Origin of the sequence: Nocardioides pymetrozini, assembly GCF_046058985.1 — a bacterium.
In the GTDB taxonomy this organism is placed as follows: domain Bacteria; phylum Actinomycetota; class Actinomycetes; order Propionibacteriales; family Nocardioidaceae; genus Nocardioides.
In genome coordinates this window covers 195212-208709 of record NZ_CP175556.1, presented here as the reverse complement: position 1 = coordinate 208709, position 13498 = coordinate 195212, and the positions used below count along the sequence as shown (strand labels likewise).

9 protein-coding genes are annotated in these 13498 nt (G+C 73.0%); 2 read left to right on the top strand and 7 right to left on the bottom strand.

The genetic code is table 11. From position 1 onward, the window contains the following. Positions 1-111: 111 nt before the first annotated feature. From ACJ5H2_RS00995 to ACJ5H2_RS00975, 5 genes are all read right to left on the bottom strand, one after another. A complete protein-coding gene (locus tag ACJ5H2_RS00995) occupies positions 112-801 on the bottom strand; it encodes a sirohydrochlorin chelatase (RefSeq protein WP_408897698.1) in 690 nt (229 codons plus the stop codon). Positions 802-862: 61 nt separating this feature from the next. Continuing rightward, the gene (locus ACJ5H2_RS00990) at positions 863-1987 is read right to left on the bottom strand and encodes a uroporphyrinogen-III synthase (RefSeq protein WP_408897697.1); all 1125 of its coding nucleotides are present in this window, start codon (positions 1985-1987) and stop codon (positions 863-865) included. Then, positions 1984-2412, bottom strand: a complete 429-nt coding sequence (gene nirD, locus ACJ5H2_RS00985) for a nitrite reductase small subunit NirD (protein ID WP_408897696.1) — start codon at positions 2410-2412, stop codon at positions 1984-1986. The genes ACJ5H2_RS00990 and nirD overlap by 4 nt, the downstream gene beginning before the upstream one ends. Beyond that, complete coding sequence (nirB, locus tag ACJ5H2_RS00980; RefSeq protein ID WP_408897695.1) at positions 2409-4958, bottom strand: nitrite reductase large subunit NirB; 2550 nt, start codon at positions 4956-4958, stop codon at positions 2409-2411. Before nirB ends, nirD begins: the two co-directional genes overlap by 4 nt. Before the next feature lie 3 nt (positions 4959-4961). Continuing rightward, on the bottom strand, positions 4962-6461 hold the full coding sequence (locus tag ACJ5H2_RS00975; RefSeq protein ID WP_408897694.1) for an FAD-dependent oxidoreductase: 1500 nt from the start codon (positions 6459-6461) through the stop codon (positions 4962-4964). Between the two features lie 115 nt (positions 6462-6576). Between ACJ5H2_RS00975 and ACJ5H2_RS00970 the strand changes: the two genes are divergently transcribed. Beyond that, complete coding sequence (locus ACJ5H2_RS00970; RefSeq protein ID WP_408897693.1) at positions 6577-8085, top strand: hypothetical protein; 1509 nt, start codon at positions 6577-6579, stop codon at positions 8083-8085. Here ACJ5H2_RS00970 and ACJ5H2_RS00965 read toward each other — a convergent pair. Next, on the bottom strand, positions 8054-10165 hold the full coding sequence (locus ACJ5H2_RS00965; RefSeq protein ID WP_408897692.1) for a molybdopterin oxidoreductase family protein: 2112 nt from the start codon (positions 10163-10165) through the stop codon (positions 8054-8056). The genes ACJ5H2_RS00970 and ACJ5H2_RS00965 overlap by 32 nt on opposite strands. A gap of 197 nt (positions 10166-10362) precedes the next feature. On the opposite strand from ACJ5H2_RS00965, the gene gdhA reads away from it, so the two are divergent. Continuing rightward, on the top strand, positions 10363-11709 hold the full coding sequence (gene gdhA, locus ACJ5H2_RS00960; protein WP_408899672.1) for an NADP-specific glutamate dehydrogenase: 1347 nt from the start codon (positions 10363-10365) through the stop codon (positions 11707-11709). A 9-nt stretch (positions 11710-11718) separates the two neighbouring features. Here gdhA and ACJ5H2_RS00955 read toward each other — a convergent pair whose 3' ends face one another. Continuing rightward, the gene (locus tag ACJ5H2_RS00955) at positions 11719-13317 is read right to left on the bottom strand and encodes an MFS transporter (protein ID WP_408897691.1); all 1599 of its coding nucleotides are present in this window, start codon (positions 13315-13317) and stop codon (positions 11719-11721) included. Positions 13318-13498: the final 181 nt, after the last annotated feature.

Below are 13498 nucleotides of genomic sequence, written 5' to 3'. Positions count from 1 at the left end.
GCGTCACGCCGGGCACTTGCGGCCGCCTTGCGGTCGACTTGGAGGCGCGACGGTGACCAGCGCTGCTGTGTCCTCCGCAGACGCCGGACGTGTGCAGACGACACAGCACGATCAGGCCGGGACGCCGACCGCCCGCAGTGCCAGTGCGAGAGCCCGCTCGACGACGAGGTCGACGACGAGCGAGTGTGGGCCGATGACCTCGGCGACCACGCTCGCCCCGGCGGCGAGGGCCTCGTGGCGGGCCTTGCGATGGAAGTGCCCCGTGGCGAGCAGGTACGGCGACACCGCGTCCCCGGCGCGCACGACGTCCGCGAGGCGCGGACCGTGGCCCGACAGCGTCGCGAGCCGCACCGGCGCATCCCAGGCCTGGGCCAGGAGGTGCGCCGCGGCGTCGAGGTCGGTCGTGGCGGCGGGGTCGGTGGATCCCGCGGCGACCATGACGACCGGCTGGCCGGGTCGCGCTCCGGCAGTGCGGAGCCGGTCGGTCTGGGCGCTCGCGAGCAGCCGGTCGGGGCCCAGGGAGCGGCCGAGGCGGACGTCGTCGCGGTCGGCGGCGGCGACCGCGGCCGGCAGGTCCTGGCGCAGGTGGTAGCCGGTCGAGAGCAGCAACGGCACCGCGACCACCGGGGAGCCGGCTCGGGCCACCACCTCGGCGAAGGAGGGCGCGCACAGCTCGACGTACGACGTCGTGGCCCGCCACCCGAGACGAGCCGCGGCCCCGGCGGTGAGGGCGCGGGCGACCTCGTTGCCCGCGGCAGTGCGGGTCCCGTGGGCGACCGTGACGAGGTGCGCGGCCCTCATTCCTCGCACCTCGTGCACCCATCTCTCACACCTCGCGCCCCCACGAGGCACACCTCGCGCCTCACGGGGCCACCGCCAGGCGGTAGCCGCGCTTGACGACGGTCTGGATGCAGCGGGTGCCGAGGGCGGCGCGCAGGCGGGCGACGGCCATCTCGACGGCGTGCTCGGACCCGGCGGTGCCGGAGGGCAGGGCGGCGAGGAGGTCTCGGCGCGAGACGACGGTGCCGGGGTTGACGAGCAGGGCCTGCAGGACGGCGTACGGGGCGGGCGAGAGCTTGACCTCCACCCCGTCGAGGAGGACCCCGCGGTCGCCCAGGTCGCCGTGCAGGAGCAGGGTGTGGCCCGCGACCTCGATCGTGGTGCCGGCGGCGCGGGAGGGGAGCTCGACCTCGAGCTGCTTGACCATGGCGGCCAGCCGGGAGCGCTCGGGGTAGATCGAGGGCACCCCCCACATCTCGAACGCGGCCGCGGTGACCGGGCCCACGCAGGACGCGATCACGTCGGCCTGGAAGGCGCCGACGACCTCGTCGCGGTGGCCGGTGGAGGCCGCGGCCTGCATCAGCGCCGCGACGGCGGGGGCGGCGGTGAATGTGACGGCGTCCACCCGGCGCTCGGCGATCTCCTCGATGAGGCCGAACATCGGCTCCGGGTCGGCTGCCCCCTCGACCCGGTAGACCGCGACCGTCGTCACCTCCGCGCCGAGCCGGCGCAGGGCGTGGGCGGCCATCGACAGCGACTGCCCGTGCTCCTGCACGACGATCCGGCGTCCGGTCAGGTCGCGGCCGCGCAGGTGGGCGAGGACGTCCTCGAACTCCTCCGACTCCGGCGACCACAGCTCGCGCAGGCCGAAGCGGCGCAGCGCGCCGACGCTCTTGGGCCCGCGCGCCAGGATCTCGGCCGAGCCCAGGTGGACGGTCAGGTCCGGGAGCAGGCCCCAGCGCTCCGCCGCACCGAACCAGGACTTGAGGCCGATCCCGGTCGTCGCGACGAAGATGTCGACCGGCTGGGCCAGCACGCCCTCGGTCGCGGCGCGCAGACCCTCCTCGTCGATCCGGTTGGGGTCGACGGAGAGCGCGGGCGCGTGGACGACACTGGCTCCGCGGCGCTCGAGCAGCGCGACCTGCTCGTCCGCGCGCCGGGCCGCGGTCACACCGATCCTGAAGCCGGACAGGGGTTGGTCGCTCACGGCTCGCACGGACTGATTGTCTCGCGCCGAGCGCCGACGACCACCATGCCGTCGACCACCCGGACCTCCCACGTCGGGACGACCACGGAGGGGTCGTCCAGACAGGCGCCCGTCCGCAGGTCGAAGCGCTGCTTGAGCAGCGGGCTGGCGACGAACGGGACCTGGACCTCCTCGCCGCTCTCCCCCACGACGGTCTTCGTGCCGACGATGCCGCGCGAGAGCACGGAGGCGCGGCCGAAGGGATCGAAGTTGGAGAGCGCGAACACCCCGTCGTCGTAGGTGCGGAACACCGCCACGGCCTCGCCGTCGACGAGCGCGGCGACGCCGGACTCGCGCGCGATCCGCTCGAGTGGGCAGACCGCGGTGCCGCTCACCTGCCCGGTCGTCATGGTGGGGTGGTTCGTCGTCATGGTGGGGTGGTTCATCGGGGTCCCCCCACCGGGATCGAGGCACCGAGGGAGACCGGCCCGTCGGGCAGGTCGGCGCGGATCTGGCCGCGCTCCTCGCGGAAGGTGATGTTGGGGTCGGGCGTGCCGGGCGCGTTGACGAAGGACACGAAGCGGGCGAGCTTCTCGGGGTCCTCGATGGTCGCCTTCCACTCGTCGAAGTAGGAGTCGACGTGCCGGTCCATGCTCGCCTCCAGCTCGGCGCCGAGACCGAGACGGTCCTCGACGACGACCTCGCGGACCCGCTCCAGGCCGCCGACCTCGTCGAGCCAGGTGGACGTGCGCTGCAGCCGGTCGGCGGTGCGGATGTAGTACATGAGGAAGCGGTCGAGACAGCGGATCAGCTCCTCCCGGGAGAGGTCGCCGGCCAGCAGCTGGGCGTGCGCGGGGACGGCGCCGCCGTTGCCGCCGACGTACAGGTTCCAGCCCTTCTCGGTCGCGATGACACCGAAGTCCTTGCCGCGCGCCTCGGCGCACTCGCGGGCGCACCCCGAGACACCGCCCTTGAGCTTGTGGGGCGAGCGGAGGCCGCGGTAGCGCAGCTCGAGCTCGATGGCCATGCCGACCGAGTCCTGGACGCCGTAGCGGCACCAGGTCGAGCCGACGCAGGACTTCACCGTGCGCAGCGACTTGCCGTAGGCGTGCCCGGACTCCATGCCCGCGTCCACCAGCCGCTTCCAGATCGCCGGCAGGTCCTCCATCCGGGCGCCGAACAGGTCGATCCGCTGGCCGCCGGTGATCTTCGTGTAGAGGCCGTAGTCGCGGGCCACCTCGCCGATCACGATCAGCTTGTCCGGGGTGATCTCGCCACCGGGGATGCGCGGCACCACCGAGTAGGTGCCGTTCTTCTGAAGGTTGGCGAGATAGGCGTCGTTGGTGTCCTGCAGGGTCGCGTTGCTGCCCTCGAGGACGTGGTGGTTGAGCAGGCTGGCCAGGATCGAGGCGACGGCAGGCTTGCAGATGTCACACCCGCGGCCCCGGCCGTGGCCCTCGACGATGTCGTCGAAGCGGTTGTAGCCGTGGACGGCCACGACCTCGAAGAGCTCCTGCCGGGTCATCGCGAAGTGCTCGCACAGCGATCTGTCGACGACCTTGCCCACCGACGCGAAGTGGTCCTCGACGATCTTCTTGACGACGGTCTTGCACGAGCCGCAGGTGGAGCCGGCCTTGGTGCAGACGGTCACGCAGGACGGACTGTCACAGCTGCCGCCGTCGGAGACCGCCGCGACGATGTCGGCCTTGGTCACGTTGTTGCACGAGCAGACCTGCGCGTCGTCCGGCAGGCCCAGCTCGAGCCCGCCCCGGCTCGCCGGCAGGATCAGCTCCTCCGGGTTGTCCGGGAGCTCCATGCCGGAGCCCACCAGCGGCCGCAGCACGCCGTACGACGACGCGTCGCCGACCAGGATGCCGCCCAGCAGCTCGTAGCCACCGCTGGCCAGCTCCTTGACGACCAGCTTCTTGTAGACGCCGGCCACCGCGTCGGCGTACACGACCTCGAGGGCGTCCTCGTCGGTGGCGAAGGCGTCGCCGAAGGAGGCGACGTCGACGCCGAGCAGCTTGAGCTTGGTCGACATGTCCGCCCCGGTGAACGCGCCGACCCCGCCGCCGAGCAGGGCGTCCACGACGACCTCGGCCATGGCGTAGCCCGGAGCGACCAGGCCGTACATGCGCCCGCCGGGAGCGGCGCACTCGCCGATCGCCCAGATGTGCTCGTCGCTGGTGCGGCAGTGCTCGTCGACCAGGATCCCGCCGCGCTCGGCGATGTCGAGGTCGGCGGCCCGGCCGAGGGCGTCGCGCGGACGGATGCCGGCGGAGAACACCACGAGGTCGACGTCGAGCGGGTTGCGGTCCTTCAGCGCGAGGCCGGTGACCTTGTCCTTGCCGAGCACGGCCTCGGTCATCGCGCCGGTGTGCACCCGCAGGCCCAGCGTCTCGATGTGCCGGTTCAGCGTCGAGCCGGCCGCGTCGTCGATCTGCACCGCCATCAGCCGCGGCGCCAGCTCGACGACGTGGGTCTCCAGGCCCAGCTGATGCAGGGCGTTCGCGGCCTCGAGGCCGAGCAGCCCACCACCGATGACCGCACCGACCTTCGCCTTCCTCGACGCCGCGCGGATCGCCTCGAGGTCCTCGATCGTGCGGTAGACGAAGACGTTCCTCAGGTCCTTGCCCGGCACGGGCGGCACGAAGGGGTACGCCCCCGTCGCGAGCACCAGCTCGTCGTAGTGCAGGTCCTCGCCACTGGCGAGCGTGACCACCCGCTGCCGCGGCGAGATCGCCACCACCTCCGCGTTGAGCCGGAGGCGGACCCGGGGGTCGTCGTACGCGCCGCCCGGGAGGAAGGACAGCGCGTCGGCGCCACGCTCGAAGAACGAGGTCAGCGCGACGCGGTCGTACGCCGGTCGCGGCTCCTCGCCGAGGATCGTGATGTCGTGGGTCTCGGTGAGCCCGCGCTCGATCGCCGCCTGCACGAAGCGGTGGCCCACCATGCCGTGGCCGACGACCACCAGTTGCTTGCGCTGGTTCATGAGTCAGGTCCCTTTCGTGACGAGTGCCGGACGGCTGCTGAGCAGCTGCCGGACCGTGCTGGCGCAGCCACCACAGCCGGTGGTCGCGCGGGTGGTGTCGCGGACCTGCTCCAGCGAGGAGCAGGCGCGGATCCGGCCGGCGGTGACGCCCGCGCAGGCGCAGACCTCGGCGTCGTCCGGGAGGGAGCCGACGACGCTGTCGGCCTCCCCTCCCGTCGGCTCGGGCATCAGCAGGCGCCCCGGCTCGTGGGGCGCGAGCACGGTCTGCCGGTCGAAGTGCTGGGTGATCAGGCCGACCCGGGACAGGTCGCCCACGAGGGTCGCGGCCACGATCCGCCCGTCCCGTACGACGAGCCGCCGGTGCGACCCCGAGAGGGGGTTCGCGACCTCGACGACCTCGCCGCCGGCGGCGAGCTCGGCGGCCGCGTCGCCGAGCACGGCGACGTCGAGGTCGGTGGCCCGTAGCCGGGCGACGAGCCGGGAGCCGTCGTACTTCACGGCCTCGTCGCACAGGATGCCGGCGAGGACACCGGCCTGCTCCCAGGCGGGCGGGACGAAGCCGGTGGTGCGGCCGTCGTGCTCCGCGCAGTCGCCGAGGGCGTGGACCGACGGGTCGGTGACGCTGGCGAGGCGGTCGTCGACGACGATCCCGCGACGGACCTCGAGTCCCGCGCCGCGCGCGAGCGCGGTGGAGGGACGTCCTCCGGCGGTGAGCACGACGAGGTCGGTGTCGAGGGTGAAGCCGGTGTCGAGGCGCAGGGCCACGCGGCCGCCGTCCTCGTGCGGTGCGCGGTCGTGGAGCCGGATCGCGCGCGCTCCGGTGTAGACCGCGACGCCGAGCTTGGTGAGGTCGCGCGCGAGCAGCCGGCCCGCCGCGGTGCTGATCTGCTGGTGGAGCAGGTGCTCGCCACCCTCGACGATCTCGGTGGCGATGCCCCGGGCCCCGAGGGCGCGGGCGACCTGGAGCCCGAGCAGGCCGCCACCGACGACGACGGCGCGGCGGTTGAGCGGGCTGCCGTCGACGTCCGCCGCGGAGACCGCGGCCAGCAGCCGGCGGCAGTCGGCCAGGGAGCGGAAGGCGTGCACCGCCGGGTGGAGCGAGCCGTCCATCCGGACCAGGCCGCGGATCGGCGGCAGCGAGGGGATGCTGCCCGTCGCGAGCACCAGGAGGTCGTAGTCGACGAGGGTGCCGTCGACGAGCATGACGTCCTTGCGCTCCCGGTCCACTCCGAGGACGCGTGCGCCCAGGCGCAGGTCGATGCCGTGGTCGGCGTACCACTGGGGCGCGCGCAGGGTGAGCGCCTCGGGTCGGTGGGTGCCCTCGAGGACCGCGGAGAGCAGGATCCGGTTGTACGGCGCGACGTCCTCGTCACCGAGGACGGTGACCTCGAGCCACTCGGTCGCGTGACGCGCGACGAGCTCCTCGACCAGGCGCGTCGCCGCCATGCCGGAGCCGACGACGACCAGCCGCGGGCGCGGCGCGTCAGGCTGGCTCTCGGTCATGGATCCATCGAACGACACCCACGTTTCGCACCCGTGTGCTCGTGTTACACGCCGATGTCAACGACTCCTCACGACCTCACCGTGCGGCTCAGGTCCCCTGGCCTACGGTCGGGACATGGCGGAGCGGGTCCGGGTGTCGCGCGCGACGTACGTCGCCGCGGTGGTCGCGCTCGTGGCGTGGCTGCCCTTCCTGCGCGCGCCGCTCGAGTCCGACGAGGCGGGCTTCCTGCTGCTGGCCCGCCAGTGGCACGACGGTGGATCCCTGTACGGCGAGCACTGGGTCGACCGGCCGCCGCTGCTGATCTGGGTCTTCCGACTGGCGGCCGAGCTCGGTCCGATCGACCTCACCGCCGAGGGAACGGTCGCGCCCGGGGTCAAGCTGGTCGGCGCGGCGGCCAGCGTCGCGGCGGTGCTGCTGGCCGGTGTCCTCGCCGCGCGGCTCAGCGCGGGCCCGGACCACTGGACCCCGCGGATCGTCCCGCTCCTGGCGGTGGCGCTGCTCTCGAGCCCGCTTCTCGGGATGCCCGCGGCCAACGGCGAGCTGCTCGCTGCGCCGTTCGTCCTGCTCGGCGCGCTGGGACTGGTCTGCGCCGTGGCGGCCCGCTCCGAGCGACGGGCAGTGCTGCTCGCGGCCGGCGCGGGAGCCGCCGGTGCCTGCGCGGCCCTGGTGAAGCAGAACATGGTGGACGTCTTCGTGCTGGCGATCGTCCTCGTCCCGTTGGCGGGCGGGGGCGTGCGCCGCGTGGCCGGACGGCTGCTGGCCCTGGTGACGGGCGCGGTCGCGGTGCTGGGGGTCGTGCTCACCGCATCCGCGGCGCGCGGGACGTCCCCGGTCGACCTGTGGGACGCGGTGGTCGTCTTCCGGCTGGACGCGGTGAGCGTGATCGGACAGTCGGCCTCGCCCGCCACGTCGTACCGGATGACGCTGGTGGCGCTCGCCTTCCTCGCCAGCGGCGCCGCCGTCACCCTGCTGACCACCGGCTTCCTGGCGGCCCGGACGGCCATCCGGCACGGGCCGCGGGCGACTCCGCTGCCCGTGGCGGCGCTGGCCATGGCGGCGTGGGAGATGCTCGGCGTCACCGCGGGCGGCAGCTACTGGCTGCACTACCTGACCGGGCTGGTCCCGGGCGTGGTGCTCCTCGCCTGCCTGGTGCGGCCGTTCGGCCGCCGCCGGATGGTGCTCACCGGCTGCTTCGGGCTGGCCGCTCTCGCCTGCCTGGCGGCCTGGGTCCACACCGTCGCCGACCCGGTCGTCCCGACGCTCGCGCGCGATGCCGAGGTCGCGCGCTACCTGCGCGACCACGCCGACCCCGGCGACGGCGTCGTGGTCGCCTTCGGCCGCCCGGACATCGTCACGGCCAGCGGGCTCACCAGTCCCTACGAGCACCTGTGGAGCCTCCCCGTCCGGGTGCGCGACCCCGAGCTCGCCGGGCTGCAGGCCGTCCTCGAGGGACCGGAGGCGCCACGCTGGCTGGTGGTCGCGGGCAGCGGCGTCGCCTCGTGGGGCGTCGACGCGACCCGGGTCCAGGCGCACGTCGAGGCCCACTACGTCGAGGTGGCCCGCTTCGAGGAGCTCCGCGTGTGGGAGCGGGTCACACCAGCACCTCGGCCGCACACACCTTGAACTCCGGCATCCGGCTGGACGGGTCGAGCGCGTCGTTGGTCAGCCGGTTGGCGCCGACCCAGTGGAAGGGCACGAAGACGGTGTCGGGGCGGATGGTGGTGACCACCCGGGCCGGCGCCTTCATCTCGCCGCGCCGGGTGCGGACGACGACCGGGTGGCCGTCATGTGCGCCGATCCGCTCGGCGAGCATCGGGTGCATCTCGACGAAGGCGCCCTCGTCGGAGAGCTCCCGGATGCGCCGGGTCTGGGCACCGGACTGGTACTGCGCGAGCACCCGGCCCGTCGTCAGGTGCACGGGATAGGACGGGTCGGGCTCCTCGGCCGGGCCGGCGTACTCCGGCACCACGAAGCGGGCCCGGCCGTCCGGTGTCGGGAAGGAGTCCGCGAAGAGCCGGGGGGTGCCCGGGTGCGGCTGCTCGCCCTCCGCGACGGCCGGGCACGGCCAGAACACCCCGTCCTCCTCGGCGATCCGCGCATAGCTGATGCCGGAGTAGTCCGCCTTGCCTCCGGCCGAGGCGCGGCCGAGCTCGGCGAAGATCTCCTCGGGGTCGGTCGAGAAGTCGACGGGCGCGCCGAGCCGCTGCGCGATCCCGGCGATGACCTCGAGATCGCTGCGCACGCCCGCCGGGGCCGCGACCGCCTGCCGGCGCAGGATCACGCGACCCTCGAGGTTCGTCATCGTGCCGGTCTCCTCGGCCCACTGGGTCACCGGCAGCACGACGTCGGCGAGCGCCGCGGTCTCGGACATCACGATGTCGCAGACGACGAGCAGCTCGAGGGACTCCAGACGCTGGGCGACGTGGGTGGCGTTCGGCGCGCTGACGACGATGTTCGACGCGTGCACGAGCAGCGCCTTCGGCCCGTCGTCCCGCCCGAGCGCGTCGAGCAGCTCGTACGCCGACCTGCCTTTGCCGGGGAGCTCCTCCGGCGACACACCCCAGACCTCGGCGACATGCGCGCGGGCCGCGGGATCGTCGATCATGCGGTACCCGGGGAGCTGGTCGGCCTTCTGCCCGTGCTCGCGCCCGCCCTGGCCGTTGCCCTGGCCCGTGAGGCAGCCGTAGCCGGCGTACGGCCTCCCGGGCATCCCGAGGGCCAGGGCGACGTCGATCCAGCCCAGCACGGTGGCGGTGCCCTGCGCGTGCTGCTCGGCTCCCCGCGCCGTCAGGACCATCACCCGCGGGCGCCGGTCGCCACGCTCCCCGCCGGCCGACGCCGCGGAGCCGGCGAGCAGGGCGACCAGGGCGCGCAGCTCGTCGGTGGCGATGCCCGTCGTGCGCTCGACGCGCTCCGGCCACCACGCCGCGGCGGCCCGGCGTACGTCGTCGAAGCCGGTGGTCCGGGTCGCGACGTACTCCTCGTCGACCAGGCCCTGCGCGTCGAGCAGGTGCAGGACGCCGAGGGCGAGGGCGAGGTCGGTGCCGGGCACGGGCTGGAGGAAGAGGTCGGCGCGCGCCGCGGTGGGCGTGAGCCGGGGGTCGACGACGACGAGCCGGCCGCCGCGCTCGCGGAGCCGGTCGAGGTGCCGCGCCGCCGGCGGCATCGTCTCGGCGAGGTTGGAGCCGACCAGGACGACCACGTCGGCCTGCTCGACGTCCGCGAGCGGGAAGGGCAGGCCGCGGTCGACGCCGAAGGCCTGGTTGCCGGCGCTGGCAGCCGAGCTCATGCACCACCGACCGTTGTAGTCGATCTGGCTGGTGCCGAGGGCGACGCGGGCGAACTTGCCCAGCTGGTAGGCCTTCTCGTTGGTGAGGCCGCCCCCGCCGAAGACCGCGACCGCGTCGTTGCCGTGTGCGGCCTGGAGGACCGCGATCCGCCGGGCGACCAGGTCGAGCGCCTCGTCCCAGTCCGCCGCGCGCAGCTCCCCGGTCGCCCGGTCGCGCACCAGGGGCGTCGTCAGCCGTTCGCGGCTGCCGCGTAGACCGCCCGCCGTCCACCCCTTGCGGCACAACGCACCCTCGTTGACCGGGAACTCCTCCCAGGCGCCGATCTCGATGCCCCCGCGTCCCTGGCGGGTGATCGCCATCCCGCACTGCAGGCTGCAGTACGGGCAGTGGGTACGGGTCGGCGCGGCGGTCATGGCGCCATTCCACGCGACGCGCGTTGCGCGACCGCTCCACGACGGGCACACCGGCGTCAACGACTCCTCACGGTCTCACGATCGGACCCGTCGTCCGCACCCAGCACGCGGTGATGAGAGCGTAGGCACTTCTCGGAGAGACCTCACCACGACGAGAGGGGGGTCCTCGTTCGTCCGAAGGAGCACCCGTGAGCGACCTGAGCCCGACCCTGCAGCCGATCTACGACGAGATCCTGGCCCGCAACCCCGGGGAGGCCGAGTTCCACCAGGCCACCCGGGAGCTGCTCGACAGCCTCGGGCCGGTCGTCGCCCGCCACCCGGAGTACGCCGACGCCGCCATCCTGCGGCGCGTGTGCGAGCCCGAGCGGCAGATCATCTTCCGGGTTCCCTGGGTCGACGACGCCGGCCACGTGCAGCTCAACCGCGGCTTCCGGGTGGAGTTCAACTCCGCGCTCGGGCCCTACAAGGGCGGTCTGCGCTTCCACCCGTCGGTCTACCTCGGGATCGTCAAGTTCCTCGGCTTCGAGCAGATCTTCAAGAACGCGCTCACCGGCATGCCCATCGGCGGCGGCAAGGGCGGCTCGGACTTCGACCCCAAGGGGCGCAGCGACGCCGAGGTGATGCGCTTCTGCCAGTCGTTCATGACCGAGCTCTACCGGCACATCGGCGAGTACACCGACGTCCCCGCCGGCGACATCGGCGTCGGCGGTCGCGAGATCGGCTACCTGTTCGGGCAGTACAAGCGGATCACCAACCGCTACGAGTCGGGCGTGCTCACCGGGAAGGGCATCGGCTGGGGCGGCTCCTTGGTGCGCACGGAGGCCACCGGCTACGGCACCGTGTACTTCGCGAGCGAGATCCTCAAGGCCCACGGCAGCTCGTTCGAGGGGCGCACCGTGGTCGTGTCCGGCTCCGGCAATGTCGCCATCTACGCCGCGGAGAAGGCCGCCGCGCTCGGCGCCACCGTGATCGCCTGCTCGGACTCCAGTGGCCATGTCGTCGACGAGAAGGGGCTCGACGTCGAGCTGCTGAAGGAGGTCAAGGAGGTGCGCCGCGAGCGGCTGTCGTCGTACGCCGAGGCACGGGAGTCCGCGCGCTTCGTGGCCGCCGGCTCGGGCAGCTCGCTGTGGGACGTGCCCTGCGACATCGCGCTGCCCTGTGCGACCCAGAACGAGCTCGACGCCGAGGCCGCTCTGGCCCTGGTCCGCAACGGCTGCACCGTCGTCGCGGAGGGGGCCAACATGCCGTGCACGCCCGAGGCGGTGAAGGTGCTGACGGGAGCCGGCGTGGCCTTCGCGCCGGGCAAGGCCGCGAACGCCGGCGGGGTGGCGACCAGCGCACTGGAGATGCAGCAGAACGCCTCGCGCGACTCGTGGACCTTCGCGCACACCGAGGAGCGGCTCGAGGAGATCATGGTCGGCATCCACGCCCGCTGCCTGGAGACCGCCGACGCCTACGGCGCGCCGGGCGACTACGTCGCCGGGGCCAACATCGCGGGCTTCCTCCAGGTGGCGGACGCGATGCTGGCCCTCGGCGTGATCTGACGCAGCGGCTCAGATGCCCAGGCCGGCGTAGCCCTTCCGCACCGTGGTCCCGTCGGCGACGGCCGACGGCCGGCGCAGGAAGAAGGCCCAGGTGACGAGCGTGCAGACCAGGTAGAAGCCCGCGAAGACGATGAACGCGGTCTTCGTGGCGGCCAGCGGGTCGGAGACCCACGGCGAGCCGAAGGTGATCGGGATCAGGAAGCCGCCGATCGCCCCCACCGCGCCGATGATGCCGACGGCGGCCGACGACCGCTTGGTGCCGTCCAGCAGGGCCAGCTCCCGCTCGGGGGTCCCTGCCGCGGTGGCGCGCTCGGCGTCGGTGCGGAAGATCGCGGGGATCATCTTGTAGGTCGAGCCGTTGCCGACGCCGGTGCAGGCGAAGACGAACAGGAAGATGCCGAGGAAGATCGGGAAGATGTCGGCGTTCGCCTCGACGGCCGCGCGCACGGCCGCCGGGTACTCGAACGCCGTCGGGTCCGCGGCGATCGCGGCGAGCGTCGCCTTGTCGGGCGCGGGCGGCAGTGGCTCGAGCATGCCGAGCGTGACCAGGATGCCGAGCGTGCCGAGGACCATGCCCCCGAAGGCGAGCAGGGTGATCCGACCGCCGCCGAAGCGGTCGGCCAGGTGGCCGCCCAGCGGCCGGGCGACCGAGCCGACGAGGGCGCCCAGGAAGGCGTAGAAGGCGAAGTTGATGCCGATCCCCTCGACGGCGGGGACCGGCTGGCGCCAGAAGTTGATCTTGATCAGCAGCGGCATGGCGGCCGAGTAGCCGATGAAGGAGCCGAAGGTGCCGATGTAGAGGAAGGACATCACCCACGTGTAGCGGTGCTTGAGGACGCTCAGCTGCTGGCGGGTGTCCGCCTTGGCGTTGGACAGGTTGTCCATCCGGAAGCACGCGGCCAGTACGGCCACGACGGCCAGGACGGCGTACACGAGCGCGGCGCGCTCGAGGTGGATCCCGCCCTCGCTGGCCTTGACCAGGCCGAAGATGCCCGCGCCGCCGACGATCACCGGCAGGAAGAACTGGATGATGGCGACGCCGAGGTTGCCCCCGGCCGCGTTGAGGCCGAGCGCCGCGCCCTTGAGCCGCGCGGGGTAGAAGAAGTTGATGTTGGCCATCGAGCTGGCGAAGTTGCCCCCGCCGAAGCCTGCGGTCGCCGCGATGAGGCAGAACGCCCAGTACGGCGTACCGGGCTGCGTCACGAAGTACGCGAAGCTCAGCGTCGGGATCAGGAGGAGGGCCGCGCTCACCATGGTCCAGTTGCGCCCTCCGAACCGCCCCACCGCGAGGGTGTAGGGCACCCGGATCAGCGCGCCGACGAGGTTCGGGATCGCGACGAGGAAGAACAGCTGCTGGGGGCTGAACGCGAAGCCCTGCGCCACGAGGAACGCCGAGGACACGCTCCAGATCAGCCACACGGAGAATCCGAGGTGCTCGGCGAAGATCGACCACACCAGGTTGCGCCGGGCGACCGGCGCGCCGTGGGTGTCCCAGAACGCGCGGTCCTCCGGACGCCAGTCGTCGATCCACCGCCCCTTCCTGCGCGGAAGGGTGGGTTCGGGTGCGCGGGCGGCGAGGTCGCCACCGCTGGGACTGGTGAGGGTCATCGCAGGCTCCTGGCAGGCAGAGGTCCGGTTGTCGTCCCTCAGCCTGCGATCCGGCCGTTTCGCCGCGATGCCCTCGCAGATTTCATCTCGTCAACTCCGTCTCACGGGCTCACGCACCCCCGCGCGGTGGGAGAAGCGGGCCGCGAGGTGTGAGGAAGGGGGGTGCGAGGTGTGAGGAAGG